Below are 15,873 nucleotides of genomic sequence, written 5' to 3'. Positions count from 1 at the left end.
TCAAACATAGGTCTTTGGTCCTTCGTTCGTAAGTTATACTAGTTTCGAACGAAAGGAGCTGGGTTTATGACCTCGCATCCGCTTGCCTCACCGAACGAGGCAGCCCGTCGGGCGGACAACACCGCAGTGGTGTTCAACATTCAGCGCTTCTCGCTGCACGACGGGCCGGGCATTCGCACGGTTGTGTTCCTTAAGGGCTGCCCGTTGGCGTGCCCCTGGTGCGCCAACCCCGAGTCCATTAATCCCGGCATCGAGCGACTCCTCGATCCCACCACCGGTGAGGCGACCCCCGCGGGTAGGACGCATACGCTGGCGGAGGTACTCAAGGAGTGCGAGGCCGACCGGCCGTTCTTCGAGGAGTCAGGCGGCGGCGTCACACTGTCGGGCGGCGAGCCGATGATGCAGCACGTGTTCGCGACGGCGCTGCTCCAGGAGTTGCAGCAACGCGGCATACATACGGCGATGGAGTCGACGGGGCACGTGGCGCCACGCGTGTTCGACCGGGCGCTGGATCACCTCGACTATCTGCTCATTGACGTCAAGCACCATGATCGCGACGCGCACAAGCGGTGGACCGGCGGTTACAACGATCTACCGCTGCGCAACCTGTCCCGCGCGCTCGAGCGCGGCATCCGCACGCAGGTGCGCATACCCGTCATTCCCGGCGTCAACGACGCTCTCGACGACGCCACCGCCTTCGCCGACCTGCTGCGCTCGCTCGGGGTCGAGCGCGTCCAGCTGCTGCCCTTCCACCAGTTCGGCGAACGCAAGTACACGCTACTGGGACGTCCCTACCACATGGCCGGAGTCCCGGCACTGCACCCCGAGGATCTGGTGGATTACCGCGCTGCCATGGTGCACGCGGGCATCGACGCGTTCTTCTGACTCCCCGGCTCGCCGTCCACGCACTCCGCGACTCAGTACAGGATGGTGGCCAGCTGGCGGCGGGCCCGAGCCACCTCGGGAGCGGTAGCACCGATGACCTCGAACAGCTCCAGCAGACGCAGGCGGGCCCGCTCGCGATCATCACCGACGTGTGCACGCACGGCCTCCAGGGCGCGTCCCAGGCAGGCGTTCACGTCCCCCAGAGCCAGGGCCGCGTCCGCCCCGGCCAACTGGGCGTCCAGGTCCGCGCCGGGAGCGTCGGCCGCAGCCAGCAGCGCAGCCGGGTCCTGCCCGTCCATGCGGGCAAGCATGCGCACCTGACTGCGGGCGGCCTTCAGGTCGTCGTCGGCCGGAGAGTTGGCGATCGCGTGATCGTAGACAGCCTCCGCCCCGGACCAGTCGCCGCGTTCGATGGCCTCGCGGGCCTCCCGCTCAACCTCGGTCTCCTCCGGCTCTGCCGGCTCCGGCTGCGCCGGGGCGTCGACGGCAATGCGGCCGTCCACGCCGTTGCGGGCAGCGACCTCGAGCAACTGGTCGAGCAGGGCGCGCAGCTGCTCCTCGGGGGCGCTGCCCTGGAACATGGGCACCGGCTGCCCGGCGATCAGCGCGACCACCGTGGGCACGGCCGTGGCCTGCAGGGCCTGAGCCACCTCGGGGGCGGCGTCCACGTCCACGCGGGCGAGTTGGAAGCGGCCGCCGTACTCGCCGGCCAGGCGCTCAAGCAGCGCCGCCAGGTCGGTGGAGACCTGGGAGCGCGGGGTGTGCAGCACCACCACAACCGGCACGCGGGCGGAGCCCTCGGCGATCTCACGCAGGTTGGCGGCGTCCAGGTCGACCACGAGCGCGCCCGCGCCGCCGCTGCCCGCGGCCGGCTCCGTCGTACCGGCGGCGGGGGTGGGGCCGGTCCCCTGCTTGGGTGCGAGGGAGGACAGGTCGACGGCACCGAACATGCTCATGGTGTGCCTTTCCCGGGCTGTGCCCGCATGGCTTGCTGGCTTTGGTTACGAACGGGAGCGTAGTCCTCCCCCGGGCGGCCCGGCGCACCCGTTCGCCCGGGGCGTCAGCCCTCCGCGTCCTCCTCGGCGGGCGCCTGGGAGTCGTCGCGGGACACGGAGGCCAGCACCAGGTCCATGCCCAGGGCGGTGGGGGTGGCGTCCTCGGCGTCGGCGGCCGGGATGAGGAAGGCGATCATGACGTCGTAGTTGGCGGTGACAGTGCCCGCCACGTCCTGGTTGTCCCCCATCAGAGCACCAACAGTGCTTCCGGTCAGGGACAGGTTGGCACCGGCCACCGTCTTCTTGTAGACGGTGGAGAACGTCAGCGTGGTCATGGTGATCACGCCGCCGTCCGCGGTGCGCAGGCTGTTGAAGCCGTCCGCGCCGGCCTTGGCGGTCACGTTGATCTCGCCCGCCTCGGACAGGTCGACGGCCCGCTCGGCGGCGATGCGCTGACGCAGCACGTCGTCGGCGAAGGCCTTGCCGTTCTCGCCGTCGGGATCGTTCAGGGCGTCCACGTAGGCGTCGAGCACCTCCTGTGGGCTGGCGGCCAGGTCGGTGGCGTCATCCGCGGCGATCTGCTCGGTGCCGATGGCGGGCGCGTAGGTGGAGGGGATCTCCACCCCGGCGAACAGCTGGGCCCAAGCCCACAGCTGGTAGTTGTCGCGGGCGGAGTCCTGGGTGAGGGCCAGCAGGTAGCCCTGCTCGTCATCGGCGAAGTCGGTGATGGTCAGCACCGTGCGCGGGAAGTCGTTGGCCAGGGCGACAGTACCCGCCTGGCTGGTGGTGGTGAAGGTGTGCACGAAGCTGTCATCCTCGGTGGCCGAGGCGACCTGGTACTCCTCGCCGCGCACACGGGCGGCTGGGCCGGTGAGATAGCCGGCCAGCGCGTCGGCGTTCTTGTCCGCATCCGCCGCGTCTAGGCCCGCCTGGACACGTTCGAGGACGGCGGTGAGGCGGTCGGAGTCGAGCACCGGCTGCGGCGTGGGCGTGCCGGTGGCGGTATTGGTTGGCACGTCCTGGGAGCAGGCGGCCAGGGCGGCGGCGAGCGCGGTCGCGGTCGCTCCCGTGAAGAAGGCGCGGCGGCTGGTGATCATGCTTGGTGCTCCTCGTCGGACTCGTCGGTGTTCGCGTCGGCGGCCGTCCCGTCCTCGACGGCGGGCATCTCCTCCGTCTCGGAGGAGGCGGTCTCCTCCTCGTCGGCGACGGCGAAGGGCGCCGTCTCATCCAGCTCACGGGCGGAACGGTGTGCGGCGGTGGTCTCGGCATCCAGTCCCGGGACGACGGCACTGCCGCGGGCGGCCCCGGAGGCCTCCACGGTGTCCGCGGCCAGTTCCTCGGGCTCGGGGGCGGGCGCCTGCGGCACGGCGGGGGCCTGCACGCCGCCGACGTAGACGGCTCCGGTGCGCGGGTCGACCCACTCCTCACCGGCGGCCTCGGCGCGCTCCTTGTCTCGCTGCTCGCGGCGGGTGAGCGGGCGGTTCGGGTCTCCGATCTGCGGGATACCTACGGTGGCCACGGAGTCGGCCTGGGCCATGCGAGCGGCCCGCTCGGCGGCGCGGGCGCGCCGCTGCTCGTCGGCGCGGCGCATCTGAATGTCGATCAGGAACAGGAACACGCCCACCAGCAGCAGCAGGCCGCCCACGACCAGGCCGGGAATCAGCCAGGGGGTGGACACGTGCCGCGGCCAGGCCAGCGTCACCTGCGGGGCGCTGGAGGCGCCGTCGGTGGCCACCAGTACCGCCAGGTCGGAGCCGGCGGTGTCCAGTTCGAGAGTGGCCGAACCGGTCCCGGTCTTGGTGGTGATCCACAGATCGGAGTCGGTGGGGTCGGCGTCACTGTTCTCCAGCACGGTGCAGCCGTCCGCGTCCGTCGTCGCCGTCGCAGTGGCTTCAGCGGTGGTCGCGGCGGAGGCCTCGGCAGTTGCGGTGGGGGTGGCCTCCTCGGGGCAGGAGGTGGTGACTGCGGTGGACTCCAGCGTGTCCCAGTCGGTCAGGCCGGTCACCAGAATGTAGGGGTCCGAGGCGAGCCAGGCCTTGACGTCTTGCACGTGGCCGACGGCGATCAACACCGGTTGATCGGCGGAGGCGGCGGTAGCGGTTACCTCGACGTCGGACTCCACGAGGCTGAGCACGCCCTGCTCGGTGACGACGTAGTGCTGGTCGGGACTCTGGGCGAGGCTGGCCCGGGCAGTTGAGCTCGGACGCCACACGGTGGCGGAACAGACTGCCAGGACTATGGCGATCAGGCCGAGAACGGCAATGATCACGCTCAGCATCCGTCGTTTCACGACGCGGTTCTCCTCGAACTGGGGGACATGGACCCGCCGACGTGGCCGACGGGTGTGCGCGACTCGCACCGACGCCACGAGGACGACGTTTGAGGCGGCCGGACGCCAGAATCCCATGACTGCCGCCGGTTCGCACCGGCCTCGGCGAAAATCACAGGTTGCTGCGCCATGAGCAAAAGCCTAGGGCAAAGTCCCTCCCCGCGCCGGTTGTAGGGCGCGGACGCGCCGATTTGCGGGATGTCTTGCCGCCCCGGGTGGCGGGATTGCCCGCGCCCCGGTGAACCGCGCGAGAGCGCCGGGAATGTACCGATTCCGCGCGGATTGCCCAGGGGCTACGCTGGGACGGTGGGCCGTCCCGACCCGGCCCAGGAGGAGATTTGACGTGGCCGAGGACACCGAAGAGTTCGCCATCACCATGCGCGGGTACGACCGCGCGCAGGTGGACCAGCGACTGGAAGCGCTCAACCGCCAGCTGCAGGACGCACGCCGGGAGGTCGCCAACCTTGATCAGCGGGCGATGACCCTGGCCGGTGAACTCGCGGAGGCACAGCGTCGCCTGCGGGAGACGGACAAGCCGACGTACGCGGGGCTGGGATCACGCATCGAGCAATTGCTGCGCAGTGCCGAGGAGCAGAGCGCCTCGGTGCTGTCCAAGGCCAATGCGGAGGCCAATGCACTCCTGACCCGCACTCGCGCCAACGCCGCGAATCTGTCCGAACGCTCCTCCTCCGAAGCCGCCACGCTGATTTCGGACGCCCGCCGCGAGGCTGCGGAGTTGCGCACGCGCAGCGAAAGCGAGGCGGAGACCACACTGTCCAATGCGCAGGCGCGTGCCAACGAGCTGGTCGGGTCCGCCGAGCGCCGGGCCGCCCAGCTCGCCGCCGAAGCCGAGTCGGCCGCCACCGAATTACGTGCCGCGGCGGAGCGGGAGGCGCAGGTCGTGCGCGCGGAGGCGAACAAGTCCGCGGCGGAGCTCGCGATCTCCTCCGAGCGCGAGGCCGCCGGGGTGCGCGAGGCCGCCGCCCAGGAGGCCGCGGAGCTGCGCAGCTCCTCCTCCGAACAGGCCGAGTCCACGCTGACCGCCGCCCAGGAGGAGGCCCGGCTCACCGTCGAGAAAGCACGTGCCGAGGCGGAGAAGCTACTGTCCGCGGCCCGCCACGAGTCGGAGGAATTGCGCCGTTCCGCCCAGGCCGATGCGGAGGCTGCACGCGCCGAGGCGGCCGAACTGCGCCAACAGGCGACTTTGGACGTGGCCGCCGCGCACGAGGCCGCCGCCCAGGAGGATGCCGCCGCGCACGAGTCGGCGCGCGCCCGTATCGCCGAGATGCAGCAACAGGCGCAGACGCAGGCGGCGGACGCCGAGGCCCGGCTACAGGAGGCGCTCGAGCGCGCCGAGGCCGTGCGCGCACAGACGGATCAGTCCGCACAGGAGCGCCGTGCGGAGTCGACCCGACAGGCGGAGGAGATCCTGCGGCAGGCCCGTGAGGAGGCCAAGCAGTTGGTGGAGGACGCCCGCGCCGATGCGGACGCCGAGAAGTCCGCGGCCGCCCGGGACGTGGAGGAGCTGGAGCGCCAGCGTGACTCCGTGGCCAGCTACCTGGAGGAGATGCGCGGTGTGCTCGGCAACGCGGTGCCGCCGGCGCCGGTCTTCTCCGACGTGATCACCGAGGCCTTGAGCAGTGACGATGCCGCTGCGGCCGGGGAGGTGCAAGCGGATGCGCCCGCCGACGGCGGAACGCCGGCCGCTGACGACGCCGAGCCAAGTGAGGTCGCACCGGCGTAATGCCCGTCTCTGGGCCCCGGTCGTCACCGGGGCTCAGGGCCAGGCGCGGCGCACCAGTTCGAGCGTGTCCTGAAGCGACATGCCCAGGGAGTGCATGGTGGTGACGAAGCGCAGCGCCTCCCGCTCACCCGCCACCCCGGACTGGTCGCGCACGAAGGTTCCACGCCGGCCGCGGCCCTCGATGTAGCCCTGAACCTCGAGTTCGCGGTAGGCCTTCGCCACCGTGTTGACGGCTATGTCCAGCTGGGTGGCGAGCGCGCGCGTAGGAGGCAGACGAGTGCCCGCTGGGAGCGTGCCTGCGGCGATGTCGGCACTGACGGCCGCACAGATCTGGGAGAAGACGGGCTCTGCGGAGACGGGATCGAGGTGGATGTCGAGCCGGGCGGTGCGCGGCGTCGGTGCCGGCCGCGCAGCCGATTCGGGAGGACGCTGCGGAGGCTGAGTGGGTGTGTTCATACCTCTAGTGTGCGGCAACCCGGCGGGCAGCACCACAGCTCTTCCGGCGGCTCGTAGGCTACGAGCATGGCTCACGCGGACCCCGACTTCTCCCCCGACCACCCCGCAGCGGCTGTCCCGGATGCGGCGGATGCGCCGTCGTCTTCCGGCGCGCAAGACGCGGACTGGGCGCAGCGGCGTCGTGACGCGGCAGCCGAGCGGGCACGCATGCTGCAGGCCCGGCAGGCGGCGGAGCACCAGCGGGCGGCACGAATCGTCTCCCTGTTCATCGCTGTCGCCGAGGCGGAGGGGCTGGCGGCGGTCCCGCTGCGAGTGCGGGGCTATGGCGGCGGGTCCGCCCGCACCCCGCTGACCGGTTGGTACCTGCGCCAGGACCAGTCGGTGGCGATCGACACCGCCGGCCACTTCTACATTCTCACCCGGCCGTTGAGCGTGCGCGATCGGCTGCTCGGAGTGACGCCGACCGACGAGCCGGTGCCCATGACCATTGGTGAGGGCGGCCGCGACGGCGACATCGTGCCGTTGCGCACCGCCCTGGACCGGCTACTGCCGGGCTGGGAGGAGCGCTCCCCCGAGCCGCTGGCCTGACCGGCATCCGACCACCGGGCCGCTCACCACAGGTGACGGTCCCAGCAGGAGGTGTGCCAGTGACGGCGCTCCTCCAGGCCACGCTCCGGCCCGAACAGGGACTCATTGGACCAGGCCACGACATGGGGCGTACCGGCGGCGATCGTCTGGTTGCAGCCGGGGCAGATGTAGGTCTTGGCTCCGCCGCGCACGCGCCGCACCGTGAACTCCGCTCCCCCGGGCCCGGTCTGGGTGCGCGGCAACGACTCCAGGCGGCCCATGTCCAGCGGCCGATGCCCGGCCGCGTAGGGGCGCTTGGAGCTGCGGGATCCTCGGCGTGCCATGGGCACGACTGTAGCGCGGTCGCACTCAGCCCTTGACGGAGCCGGCCATCAGGCCGCCGACGAAGTACTTGCCCAGGAAGATGTACACCAGCAGCGTCGGCACGGAGGCGATCAGGGCACCGGACATGGAGGCGCCGTAGTCAGCCATGATCGAGCCGTGCGCCAGGTTGTTCAGCGCCAGCGTCACCGGGCCGGACTGCGCCCCGCCGCCGAAGAACAGGGCGAACAGGAAGTCATTCCAGGCGCTGGTGAACTGCCAGATGATCACCACCACGAAGCTGGGGATGGAGATGGGCAGCACCACCGAGAAGTATGTGCGCAGCATCCCGGCGCCGTCGACCTCGGCGGCCTCGATCAGCTCGTCGGGAATCGACTCGTAGTAGTTGCGGAAGATCAGCGTGCAGATCGGAATGCCGTAGACCACGTGCATGAGGATCAGCGTCGGGATGCCGAAGCCCAGGCCGACTCGGGTGACCATGCGCATCAGCGGGATCATGACCGCCTGGTAGGGGATGAACATGCCGAACAGGATCAGCGTGAACACCACGTTCGCCCCGGGGAAGCGCCACTTCGACAGCACGAACCCGTTGGCGGAGCCGAGCATCGCGGAGATGAACGAGGAGGGGATCACCAGCATGAGGGAGCGGACCAGGCCGCCCTTGAGCTCATTCCAGGCGTTGACCCAATTGGTGGTGTCCCAGCTGTCCGGCAGGTACCAGGTGGTGGCTGGAGAGGCTTCGGCGCCGTTCTTGAAGGAGGTGACGAACAGGACGTAGACGGGGATGAGCACGAAAATGAGCGAGGCCAGCAGCAGGACGTAGCGGACCACCCGTCCCCAGGCGATGCCGGTGGTGCTGGTGACCTGGCGCTTGGCGGTCAGGGCGGTGACGTCGGCGGCCATGTCAGCGCCTGCCCTTCGCGTCGTGGATCAGGTAGGGAATGACCGCGATGGCGACCACGACCAGCAGGATCGTGCCGACGGCGGCCGCGTTGGAGTAGTCGTTGTCCGTCATGAAGTTGAACATGTCGATGGCGGGCACCTTCGTGGAGTAGGTGCGCTGATCGGTGATGGACATGATCAGGTCGAAGGACTTCAGCGACATGTGGCCGATGATGATGACCGCACTCAGGGCGATCGGGGTCAGCTGGGGGAAGATGATCGACTTGTACAGCTGCCACTCGTTGGCGCCGTCCACCCGGGCGGCCTCACGCAGGTCGTCGTTGATGCCGCGGAAGCCCGCCAGGAACAGGGCCATGACGTAGCCGGCCAGCTGCCAGACCGCGGGGATGGCAATGGCCAGGATGCCGAAGGTCGTGTTCTGCGTCCAGCTGTTCTCCAAGAACTTCAGTCCCGTCATTTCGAACAGGCGGTTCAGTCCGGAGGCCTGCGCGCCCTGGGCCGAGTTCAGCAGCCACCGCCACACCACGCCGGAGGCCACGAACGACACGGCCATGGGGAACAGGAACACGGCCCGGAAGATGCCCTCGCCCTTGATCGGCTTGTCCAGCAGCCACGCCCACAGGAAGCCGATCACCAGGGTCCCGGCCAGGAATGCGATCGTGAACAGGATCAGGTTGAGGAAGGAGTGCTGGAAGTTCGGGTTCTTGAACAGGCTGATGAAGTTTTCCAGGCCGACGACGTGCGAGGACTTCCTGCCGGAGACCTGCGCCGCAGTGTGGGTATCCAGCAGGGAGGTATTGATGTTGACGCCGATCATGCCGTAGACGAAGACGCCAACCAGGATGAGGGATGGCGAGATCAGCAGCAGGCCGGGCCCCCACTTCTTCCAGTTCGCCCGCCTGCGCCGGGTAGGTGACGCCTTTGTAGTACTCACGATGTTCCTTCGGATCCGTCGACTGGATAGATGCGCAGCTGCGCCGCCCGGGCGGGGAGGGCGGGTGTGGTGCTCTCCCCGCCCGGGCGGGCGCGGGTCATGCCACCGAGGCGTAGGCCGCGGCGAGCTCGGACTGCAGGGTGGCGACGTCGGAAGCCCCCTGGGCGAACTTGGTCAGGGCGTCATTCATCGCGTCAGACGCCTTGGCAGGCAGGGCGGCACCGTGGGCGATGGAGGAGACGATCGTGTCCTGTCCGAAGGACTCCATGGCGGAGCGCTGGTACTCGGAGAACTGGGCCTTCTCCTCATCGGTGAGGTCGGACCGGGAGGGGATGGAGCCCTTGACGGTGTTGAAGGCGATCTGTCCTTCCTTGGTGGAGATGCACTGGAGCCAGTTCTTGCCGCCGCCGGGGTGCGGGCCGCCGTCGGTGAGGGCGAAGGCGTCGGCGAGGAAGTCGAACACGCCGTCGGTGCCGGGCACCGGGAAGTAGGTGTAGTCGGTGCCCGCGGTCAGGCCCGCAGCGTCGAAGCCGGCCACCGCCCAGTCGCCCATCACGTTGTAGGCGGCCTGGTTCTGGAAGACCGGCTGCATGGCGGGCTCCCAGTCCTCGGTGTACAGGGACTTGTCGGTGAAGCCGATGATCGTCTCGTAGTGCTTGAGGGCTGCCGTGACCTCCTCCCCCGCCCAGTCGGTGGTGCCGTCGAACAGTCCCGAGTAGGCGTCGGGGCCGAGGTCTGCGATCAGGATGGATTCCAGCAGGCCGAGCTGGGTCCAGGCCATGCCCATGGTGATGGGCGTGTAGCCGGCGGCCTCGATCTTCTCCATGTCCGCGATCCAGCCGTCGATGTCCGTGGCCGGACTGTCCGGGTCCAGGCCCGCGTCCTCGAGCACCTTGATGGAGGCCCACACCACATTGTTGCGGTGCACGTTGGAGGGGATGGAGTAGATGGCGCCCTCGGAGTCCTTGAGCCGGTCGATGAGGGTTTCGGGGAAGGCATCATTGAGACCGAATTCGTCGTACAGGGAGGAGATGTCCAGCAGGTAGCCGGCCTCGATGTCGGCCTGGATCTCGGCGCCGGCGTGAGCCTGGTAGGTGTCGGGCGGGTTGCCGGCCGCCAGGTCCGCGGCAAGCTTCTGTTTGGCCTGCGACCCGCCGCCGCCGGACACGGCCTTGTTCACGAATTTGGTGTCGGGGAACTGCTGCTCGAAGACCTCAACAAGGGCGGCCAGGCCCTCCTTCTCGGAGCCTGCCGACCACCAGGTGACGACGTCGACTTCGCTGTCGTCTCCCTCCCCGACGGTGACGGCGCCGGAAGACGTGCCGCCGCCGGACTCATCGGTGCCGGTGGTTCCGCACGCGGCGAGCGTGGCCAGGACGGCTGTGGTTGACAGGCCCACCAGGGCCTGCCGCCGGGATAGAACGGGGTTACGCATGGTGTTCTCCTCGAAACGGCGCTGTTTCTTGTCGGATGGTCGAGTCGGGCGCGTGCCGACCGGCACCTTCGCCGGCCTCGACCCGTGTGTGTGTGAAGCCACAAAAGTATAGAACAGTGCGTCGCTCGGTAGCAGATTGCCAGCTTGCAGCCGGGTGACGAAGGTCGGCGGGGTAGAGCAGCGGCCCCGGCTTCCTCAAGGAGCCGGGGCCGCTGACTGCTGGCGCAGGTGTGGGTCAGATCAGGCCCATGCCGGCGACGGCGTTCTTCTCATCGACCAGCTCGGCGGCGGAGGCGTCGATCTTGGCGCGGGAGAAGTCGTCGATCTCCAGACCCTGGACGATCTTCCACTCGCCGTTCTCGGCGGTGCAGGGGAAGGAGGAGATGACACCCTCGGGTACGCCGTAGGAGCCGTCGGACATGACCGCGGCGGAGGTCCACGCCGAGGTGGTGCCCAGGCACCAGTCGCGCACGTGGTCGATGGCGGCGGAGGCGGCGGAGGCGGCGGAGGAGGCGCCGCGGGCCTCGATGATGGCGGCACCGCGCTTGGCGACGGTGGGGATGAAGTCGTTCTCGACCCACTCACGGTCGGCCAGGATGTCCGTGATCGGCTCGCCCTTGATGGTGGCGTGGGTCAGGTCGGGGTACTGGGTCGAGGAGTGGTTGCCCCAGATGGCGACCTTGTCGATGTCGGAGACGTGGCAGCCGGCCTTGGCGGCGAGCTGTGCCAGGGCCCGGTTGTGGTCCAGGCGGGTCATGGCGGTGAAGCGGGAGGCCGGGATATCGCCGGCGTGGGAGGCGGCGATGAGCGCGTTGGTGTTGGCGGGGTTGCCGACCACGAGGACCTTGATGTCGTCGGCGGCGCCGGCGGCAAGCGCCTCGCCCTGGGGGCCGAAGATGCCGCCGTTGGCGGAAAGCAGGTCAGAGCGCTCCATACCGGCCCGGCGGGGCATGGAGCCGACCAGGAAGGCGATGTTGGCGCCCTCGAAGGCCTGCTTGGGGTCGTCGAAGATGTCGACGGAGCCGAGCGTGGAGAAGGCCGAGTCGAACAGCTCCATGGCCGTGCCCTCGGCAGCCTTGACAGCCTGCGGGATCTCGAGCAGGCGCAGGTTGACGCGCTGGTCGGGGCCGAGCAGGGCACCGGAGGCGATGCGGAAGAGCAGCGCGTAGCCGATGTTGCCGGCAGCGCCGGTGACGGTGATGTTGACGGGGGCGTTGGCCATGAAGGACTCCTTCGAGACAGTCAGTTGGGCCGCTGGGGCCGTTGATCAAAGCCTATGCCGTAGCGCGTCCGAAGGTTTGGGACGATGGCCGGAGCGGCCGCCGCGCGTGGGGAGATCTGGGCTACATCCCGACTCGGGAGGTTCAGCGGCTGACGGCGTTGGGGCCGGCCGCGGCGGCGGAGGCCTGCAGCGCCTCGGCGCTGACGACCCCCTCGACGCTGACCCGGTCCAGGTACTTCATGCCGTCGAAGGCCAGCTCGCGGGTGTTCTCCGGGTCCCCCTCGGGGCCGATGCGGCCGTGGGCGAGCCGGTCGACGACGATCGCGATGGCGCCGTCGCCGGTGACGTTGGTGGCGGTGCCGAAGGCGTCCAGGGCGATGTAGGTGGCGATCATGAGCGCCACCTGGGCGTCGTTGAAGCCCAGCATGCTGGACAGCAGACCGGTGGCGGCCATGATGGCGCCGCCGGGCACGCCCGGGGCGGCCACCATGGTGATGCCGAGCATGAAGATGAAGCCGACCCACTGGGCGGCGGAGACGGTGATGCCCTGCGTGAGGGCGATGGCGAATGCGAAGGCGAAGATCTTCGAGGTGGAGCCGGCCAGGTGGATGGTGGCGCACAGGGGCACGGTGAAGGAGGCGACGGCGTCGGCCACGCCGTTCTTGCGCGTCTGACGCAGGGTCACCGGGATGGTGGCCGCCGAGGAGGACGTGCCCAGCGCCGTCAGGTACGCGGGCAGCATGGTGACCAGCGCCTTGAGGGGGTTCCGGTGTCCGACGGCACCGGCCACCAGGTACTGCACCCCGAGGATCAGCACCTCCAGCAGCAGCACGACCACGACCACCCGCAGCAGGGTGCGCATGATTGCCCAGGCCTCACCGGTGTAGGTCAGGTTCAGGAAAATGCCGAAGATGTGCAGCGGCAGCAGCGGGATGATGATCCGCTCGATCAGGGCGGTGATGATGGCGCGGAACTCGATGAAGCCCTTGCGCAGCACCCCGCGCGGCACCATGGACAGGCCGATGCCGACCACGAAGCTGAGCAGCAGTGCCGTCATCACGCTGACCGCGGCCGGCATCTCCACGCTGAAGTAGGTCTCCAGGGCGCTGCCGGGCTCCTCGACGTCGGTCAGCGTCTTACCGCCCAGCACGCGGGGCAGTGTGGCCGCGCACGCCAGGTAGGTGACGAAGCCGGCGAACAGGGTGGAGCTGTAGGCGATCGCGGCGGTGATGGCGAGCCAGCGGCCGGCGCCGCGCCCCAGGTCGGCGATGGCGGGGGTGACCAGGCCGATGATGATCAGCGGGATGGAGAAGCTCAGGAACTGGCTGAACAGGTCGGAGAAGGTGGCGAAGATCCGTCCGATCGGCACGGGCACCAGGTGGTTACCACCGATCTGGATGGAGCCGAGCAGCAGGGCCAGGATGATGGCGGCCAACACCCACACCAGGATGCCGCCGCGGGCCAGGAAGCGGCGGACGGGCCCCGGGGACGCCTGCCCGGCGCGAGCTTCGGGATGCGGGGATGGGTTGCTCATGTGCTGCCTTCCGGCTGGATGCGGGCGGTCGGGGACCGCTGGTCGGCGGCAGGATGCCACACTCGCCCGCGCCCGCGCGCACCGGTACCGCCCAGTGACCCGGTTCCGCCCGGCAGTAGGCGGTCGGGCTCACAGTTCTACTGCCTCAGCGCACGCGCGGCAGGTTCGCGTAATAGGACAAGGCGAACAGGCCGACGGCGAGCAGCAGCCCGAAGACGACGTCGAAGGCGCGCCCGCGGGCCGCGATCCAGGTGCCGTCGGGGCGCTGGAGCCGGATGATGGCCAGGGCCAGCACCTCCGCCCCGAGCCAGATGACGGCCAGGCGCCGGTGGCCCAGCAGGGACAGTGCGGGCACGGCCGCCAGCCAGGCGGCGACGGCGACCACCGCCAGGGTGCGGTAGGGCTGCTGCCGCTGGGGGCAGTCGTCCACGGCGTCACCTCTGTGCGGGCCGACGGCGGGCGCATCTACAGGTTCACCGGTCGACGGTGCGCCGTCAACCGCCCCGTTCTGGTCGCTCACGGTCGCTACCTTAGCGCCTCCCCCGCCCCTCTGCCCGCGTCTACCCACCCCGCATCCCGCCGCCAGGGGTGCGGCGGGATGCGGTTGGGTGCGACGGCGTCAGTGGGCGAAGTGGCGGGTGCCGGTCAGGTACATGGTGATGCCGGTGGCCTGGGCGGCGGCTATGACTTCCTCGTCGCGGATGGAGCCTCCGGGCTGGACCACGGCGCGCACGCCGGCGTCGATGAGTACCTGCAGGCCGTCGGCGAAGGGGAAGAAGGCGTCCGAGGCGGCCACGGAGCCGCGGGCGCGCTCGGGGGCGGAGGCTTCGGCGCCCTCGGTGCCTGCGGCGTCGGCGGCGGCGTCCCCGGTGGCGCGGGCCCCCAGGGTGTTGGCACGCTCCACGGCCAGCTTGCAGGAGTCCACCCGGTTGACCTGCCCCATGCCCACCCCGACGGTGGCGCCGTCCTGGGCCAGCAGGATGGCGTTGGAGCGCACCGCGCGCACGGTGCGCCAGGCGAAGGCGAGGTCGGCCAGGGTGGCCTCGTCCGCGGCCTCGCCGGACACCAGCGTCCAGCCCGTGGGCGCGTCGCCGGGTGCGTCGATGGCGTCGCGCTCCTGGACCACGGCACCGCCGGAGATCTGCTTGACCTCCCAGCCGCCGCGGGCGGGTGGGGCGACCACCAGGATGCGCAGGTTCTTCTTGGTGGTCAGGATCTCCAGGGCCTCGTCGTCGTAGGCGGGGGCGGCGATCACCTCGGTGAAGATGGGCTTGATCTGGCGGGCCATGGCGGCGGTGACGGTGGCGTTGGTGGCGATGACGCCGCCGTAGGCGGACACGGGGTCGCAGGCGTGGGCCTTGCGGTGCGCCTCGGCGACGTCGCCGGCGGCGGATACGGCCACGCCACAGGGGTTGGCGTGCTTGACGATCGCCACGCAGGTGGCGTCGCCGTGGTCGTAGGCAGCGCGGACGGCGGCGTCGGTGTCGGTGTAGTTGTTGTAGCTCATGGCCTTGCCGGACAGCTGCCGGGCCCCGGCGACGCCCTGCCCGGGAACGGCGCCGACGGCGGTGTACACGGCGGCCCGCTGGTGCGGGTTCTCCCCGTAGCGCAGCGGGTTCAGCAGCGTGTAGGCGTCCCCCACGTAGGCGGGCATGGCGGGCGCGGACTCGTCGGCCTGAGCGGCGGCGTCGGCCGCGAGTTGCTGGGCGAACCAGGAGGCGACGGCGGCGTCATAGGCGGCGGTGTGGGCGTAGGCGGCCGCGGCCAGGGTGCGGCGCTGGGCCAGGCTGAAGCCGCCGCCGGCCACGGCGTCGGCCACCTCCCCGTAGCGGGCGGGATCCACCACCACCGCAACCGAGGGGTGGTTCTTGGCGGCGGCGCGCACCATGGCGGGGCCGCCGATGTCGATCTGCTCCACGCAGGCATCGAAGTCGGCGCCGGAGGCGACCGTCTGGGTGAAGGGGTAGAGGTTGACCACCACCAGGTCGATCGGCGCGACCTCGAGTTCGGTGAGCTGAGCCAGGTGCTCGGGCTTGCGGCGGTCGGCGAGGATGCCGGCATGGATGCGCGGGTGCAGGGTCTTGACGCGCCCGTCCAGGCACTCGGGGAAGCCGGTGACGTCCTCCACGGCGGTCACGGGCAGGCCGGCGGCGGCGATGGTCGCGGCGGTGGAGCCGGTGGAAATGATCTCGACGCCGTGACGGGCCAGGGCGGTGGCCAGCTCGGTCAGGCCGGTCTTGTCGTATACCGAGACCAGGGCGCGGCGGATCGGTACGCGCCCGGCGGCGTCGGCCTGGGAGGCGGGGCTGGCGGGTGTGGAGGGGGTCTGGGCGGTCACGGGGGCTCCTTGTGCCGGTGTCGGCGGGACGCCCAGGCGGGCGACGTCCCGTTTTGGGATACCGGTGTCCGGCCGGCCGCTCCCCGGTGGTGCCCCACCCTCGCCAGTTGCGGCCGGGGCCAGCCTACCGCCTGTCGGCGCGTGTTTTCAGGTGCTCCCGGGCACTGTCGGCGGCGGCGCTGGTGGCGG

15 protein-coding genes and 1 riboswitch are annotated in these 15,873 nt (G+C 70.1%); of the genes, 3 read left to right on the top strand and 12 right to left on the bottom strand.

Annotated features, from left to right (window positions below; translation table 11 throughout):
- The first annotated feature begins 66 nt into the window (after nt 1-66).
- Entirely contained in the window at nt 67-885 is an 819-nt protein-coding gene (locus BN1056_RS06150) for a glycyl-radical enzyme activating protein (protein WP_210579820.1), read from the top strand.
- Nucleotides 886-917: 32 nt separating this feature from the next.
- Here the strand turns inward: BN1056_RS06150 and BN1056_RS06145 are convergent, their stop codons facing one another.
- The 3 genes from BN1056_RS06145 to BN1056_RS14955 form a co-directional block, all read right to left on the bottom strand.
- Nucleotides 918-1,841, bottom strand: coding sequence for a tetratricopeptide repeat protein (locus tag BN1056_RS06145; protein ID WP_210579818.1), 924 nt, complete (start codon nt 1,839-1,841; stop codon nt 918-920).
- Nucleotides 1,842-1,945: 104 nt separating this feature from the next.
- Nucleotides 1,946-2,977, bottom strand: a complete 1,032-nt coding sequence (locus BN1056_RS06140) for a hypothetical protein (protein ID WP_210579817.1) — start codon at nt 2,975-2,977, stop codon at nt 1,946-1,948.
- The gene (locus BN1056_RS14955; RefSeq protein ID WP_210579816.1) at nt 2,974-4,170 is read right to left on the bottom strand and encodes a hypothetical protein; all 1,197 of its coding nucleotides are present in this window, start codon (nt 4,168-4,170) and stop codon (nt 2,974-2,976) included. The genes BN1056_RS06140 and BN1056_RS14955 overlap by 4 nt, the downstream gene beginning before the upstream one ends.
- 382 nt (nt 4,171-4,552) lie before the next feature.
- Between BN1056_RS14955 and BN1056_RS06130 the strand changes: the two genes are divergently transcribed.
- Entirely contained in the window at nt 4,553-5,953 is a 1,401-nt protein-coding gene (locus BN1056_RS06130; RefSeq protein WP_244671545.1) for a hypothetical protein, read from the top strand.
- Nucleotides 5,954-5,986: 33 nt separating this feature from the next.
- Here BN1056_RS06130 and BN1056_RS06125 read toward each other — a convergent pair whose 3' ends face one another.
- Complete coding sequence (locus tag BN1056_RS06125) at nt 5,987-6,409, bottom strand: GntR family transcriptional regulator (RefSeq protein WP_210579815.1); 423 nt, start codon at nt 6,407-6,409, stop codon at nt 5,987-5,989.
- 66 nt (nt 6,410-6,475) lie between these two features.
- Here BN1056_RS06125 and BN1056_RS06120 point away from each other — a divergent pair, with 66 nt between their 5' ends.
- Nucleotides 6,476-6,997, top strand: a complete 522-nt coding sequence (locus tag BN1056_RS06120; protein WP_210579814.1) for a hypothetical protein — start codon at nt 6,476-6,478, stop codon at nt 6,995-6,997.
- A 23-nt stretch (nt 6,998-7,020) separates the two neighbouring features.
- Here the strand turns inward: BN1056_RS06120 and BN1056_RS06115 are convergent, their stop codons facing one another.
- The 8 genes from BN1056_RS06115 to purH all read right to left on the bottom strand — a co-directional run bounded on the left by BN1056_RS06115 (nt 7,021) and on the right by purH (nt 15,684).
- Nucleotides 7,021-7,320 carry a hypothetical protein gene (locus tag BN1056_RS06115; RefSeq protein WP_244671544.1) on the bottom strand — a complete coding sequence of 100 codons (300 nt, stop codon included), beginning with the start codon at nt 7,318-7,320 and terminating at the stop codon, nt 7,021-7,023.
- A gap of 25 nt (nt 7,321-7,345) precedes the next feature.
- A complete protein-coding gene (locus BN1056_RS06110; RefSeq protein ID WP_210579813.1) occupies nt 7,346-8,221 on the bottom strand; it encodes a carbohydrate ABC transporter permease in 876 nt (291 codons plus the stop codon).
- Between the two features lies 1 nt (nt 8,222).
- Nucleotides 8,223-9,155: a carbohydrate ABC transporter permease gene (locus BN1056_RS06105; RefSeq protein WP_210579811.1), complete on the bottom strand. Its 933-nt coding sequence runs from the start codon at nt 9,153-9,155 to the stop codon at nt 8,223-8,225.
- 97 nt (nt 9,156-9,252) lie between these two features.
- Entirely contained in the window at nt 9,253-10,590 is a 1,338-nt protein-coding gene (locus BN1056_RS06100; RefSeq protein WP_210579809.1) for an ABC transporter substrate-binding protein, read from the bottom strand.
- Between the two features lie 235 nt (nt 10,591-10,825).
- The gene (locus tag BN1056_RS06095) at nt 10,826-11,812 is read right to left on the bottom strand and encodes a malate dehydrogenase (protein ID WP_073326974.1); all 987 of its coding nucleotides are present in this window, start codon (nt 11,810-11,812) and stop codon (nt 10,826-10,828) included.
- A 142-nt stretch (nt 11,813-11,954) separates the two neighbouring features.
- A complete protein-coding gene (locus BN1056_RS06090) occupies nt 11,955-13,346 on the bottom strand; it encodes a dicarboxylate/amino acid:cation symporter (RefSeq protein ID WP_210579807.1) in 1,392 nt (463 codons plus the stop codon).
- Between the two features lie 145 nt (nt 13,347-13,491).
- Nucleotides 13,492-13,776, bottom strand: coding sequence for a DUF3017 domain-containing protein (locus BN1056_RS06085; RefSeq protein ID WP_108969627.1), 285 nt, complete (start codon nt 13,774-13,776; stop codon nt 13,492-13,494).
- A 189-nt stretch (nt 13,777-13,965) separates the two neighbouring features.
- Entirely contained in the window at nt 13,966-15,684 is a 1,719-nt protein-coding gene (gene purH, locus BN1056_RS06080) for a bifunctional phosphoribosylaminoimidazolecarboxamide formyltransferase/IMP cyclohydrolase (protein WP_210579805.1), read from the bottom strand.
- 23 nt (nt 15,685-15,707) lie between these two features.
- Nucleotides 15,708-15,805: riboswitch (ZMP/ZTP riboswitch) on the bottom strand.
- Nucleotides 15,806-15,873: the final 68 nt, after the last annotated feature.

It is taken from the genome of Actinomyces succiniciruminis (assembly GCF_900002405.1).
Taxonomy (GTDB): domain Bacteria; phylum Actinomycetota; class Actinomycetes; order Actinomycetales; family Actinomycetaceae; genus Actinomyces; species Actinomyces succiniciruminis.
This window is presented reverse-complemented; position numbering and strand designations above follow the sequence as displayed.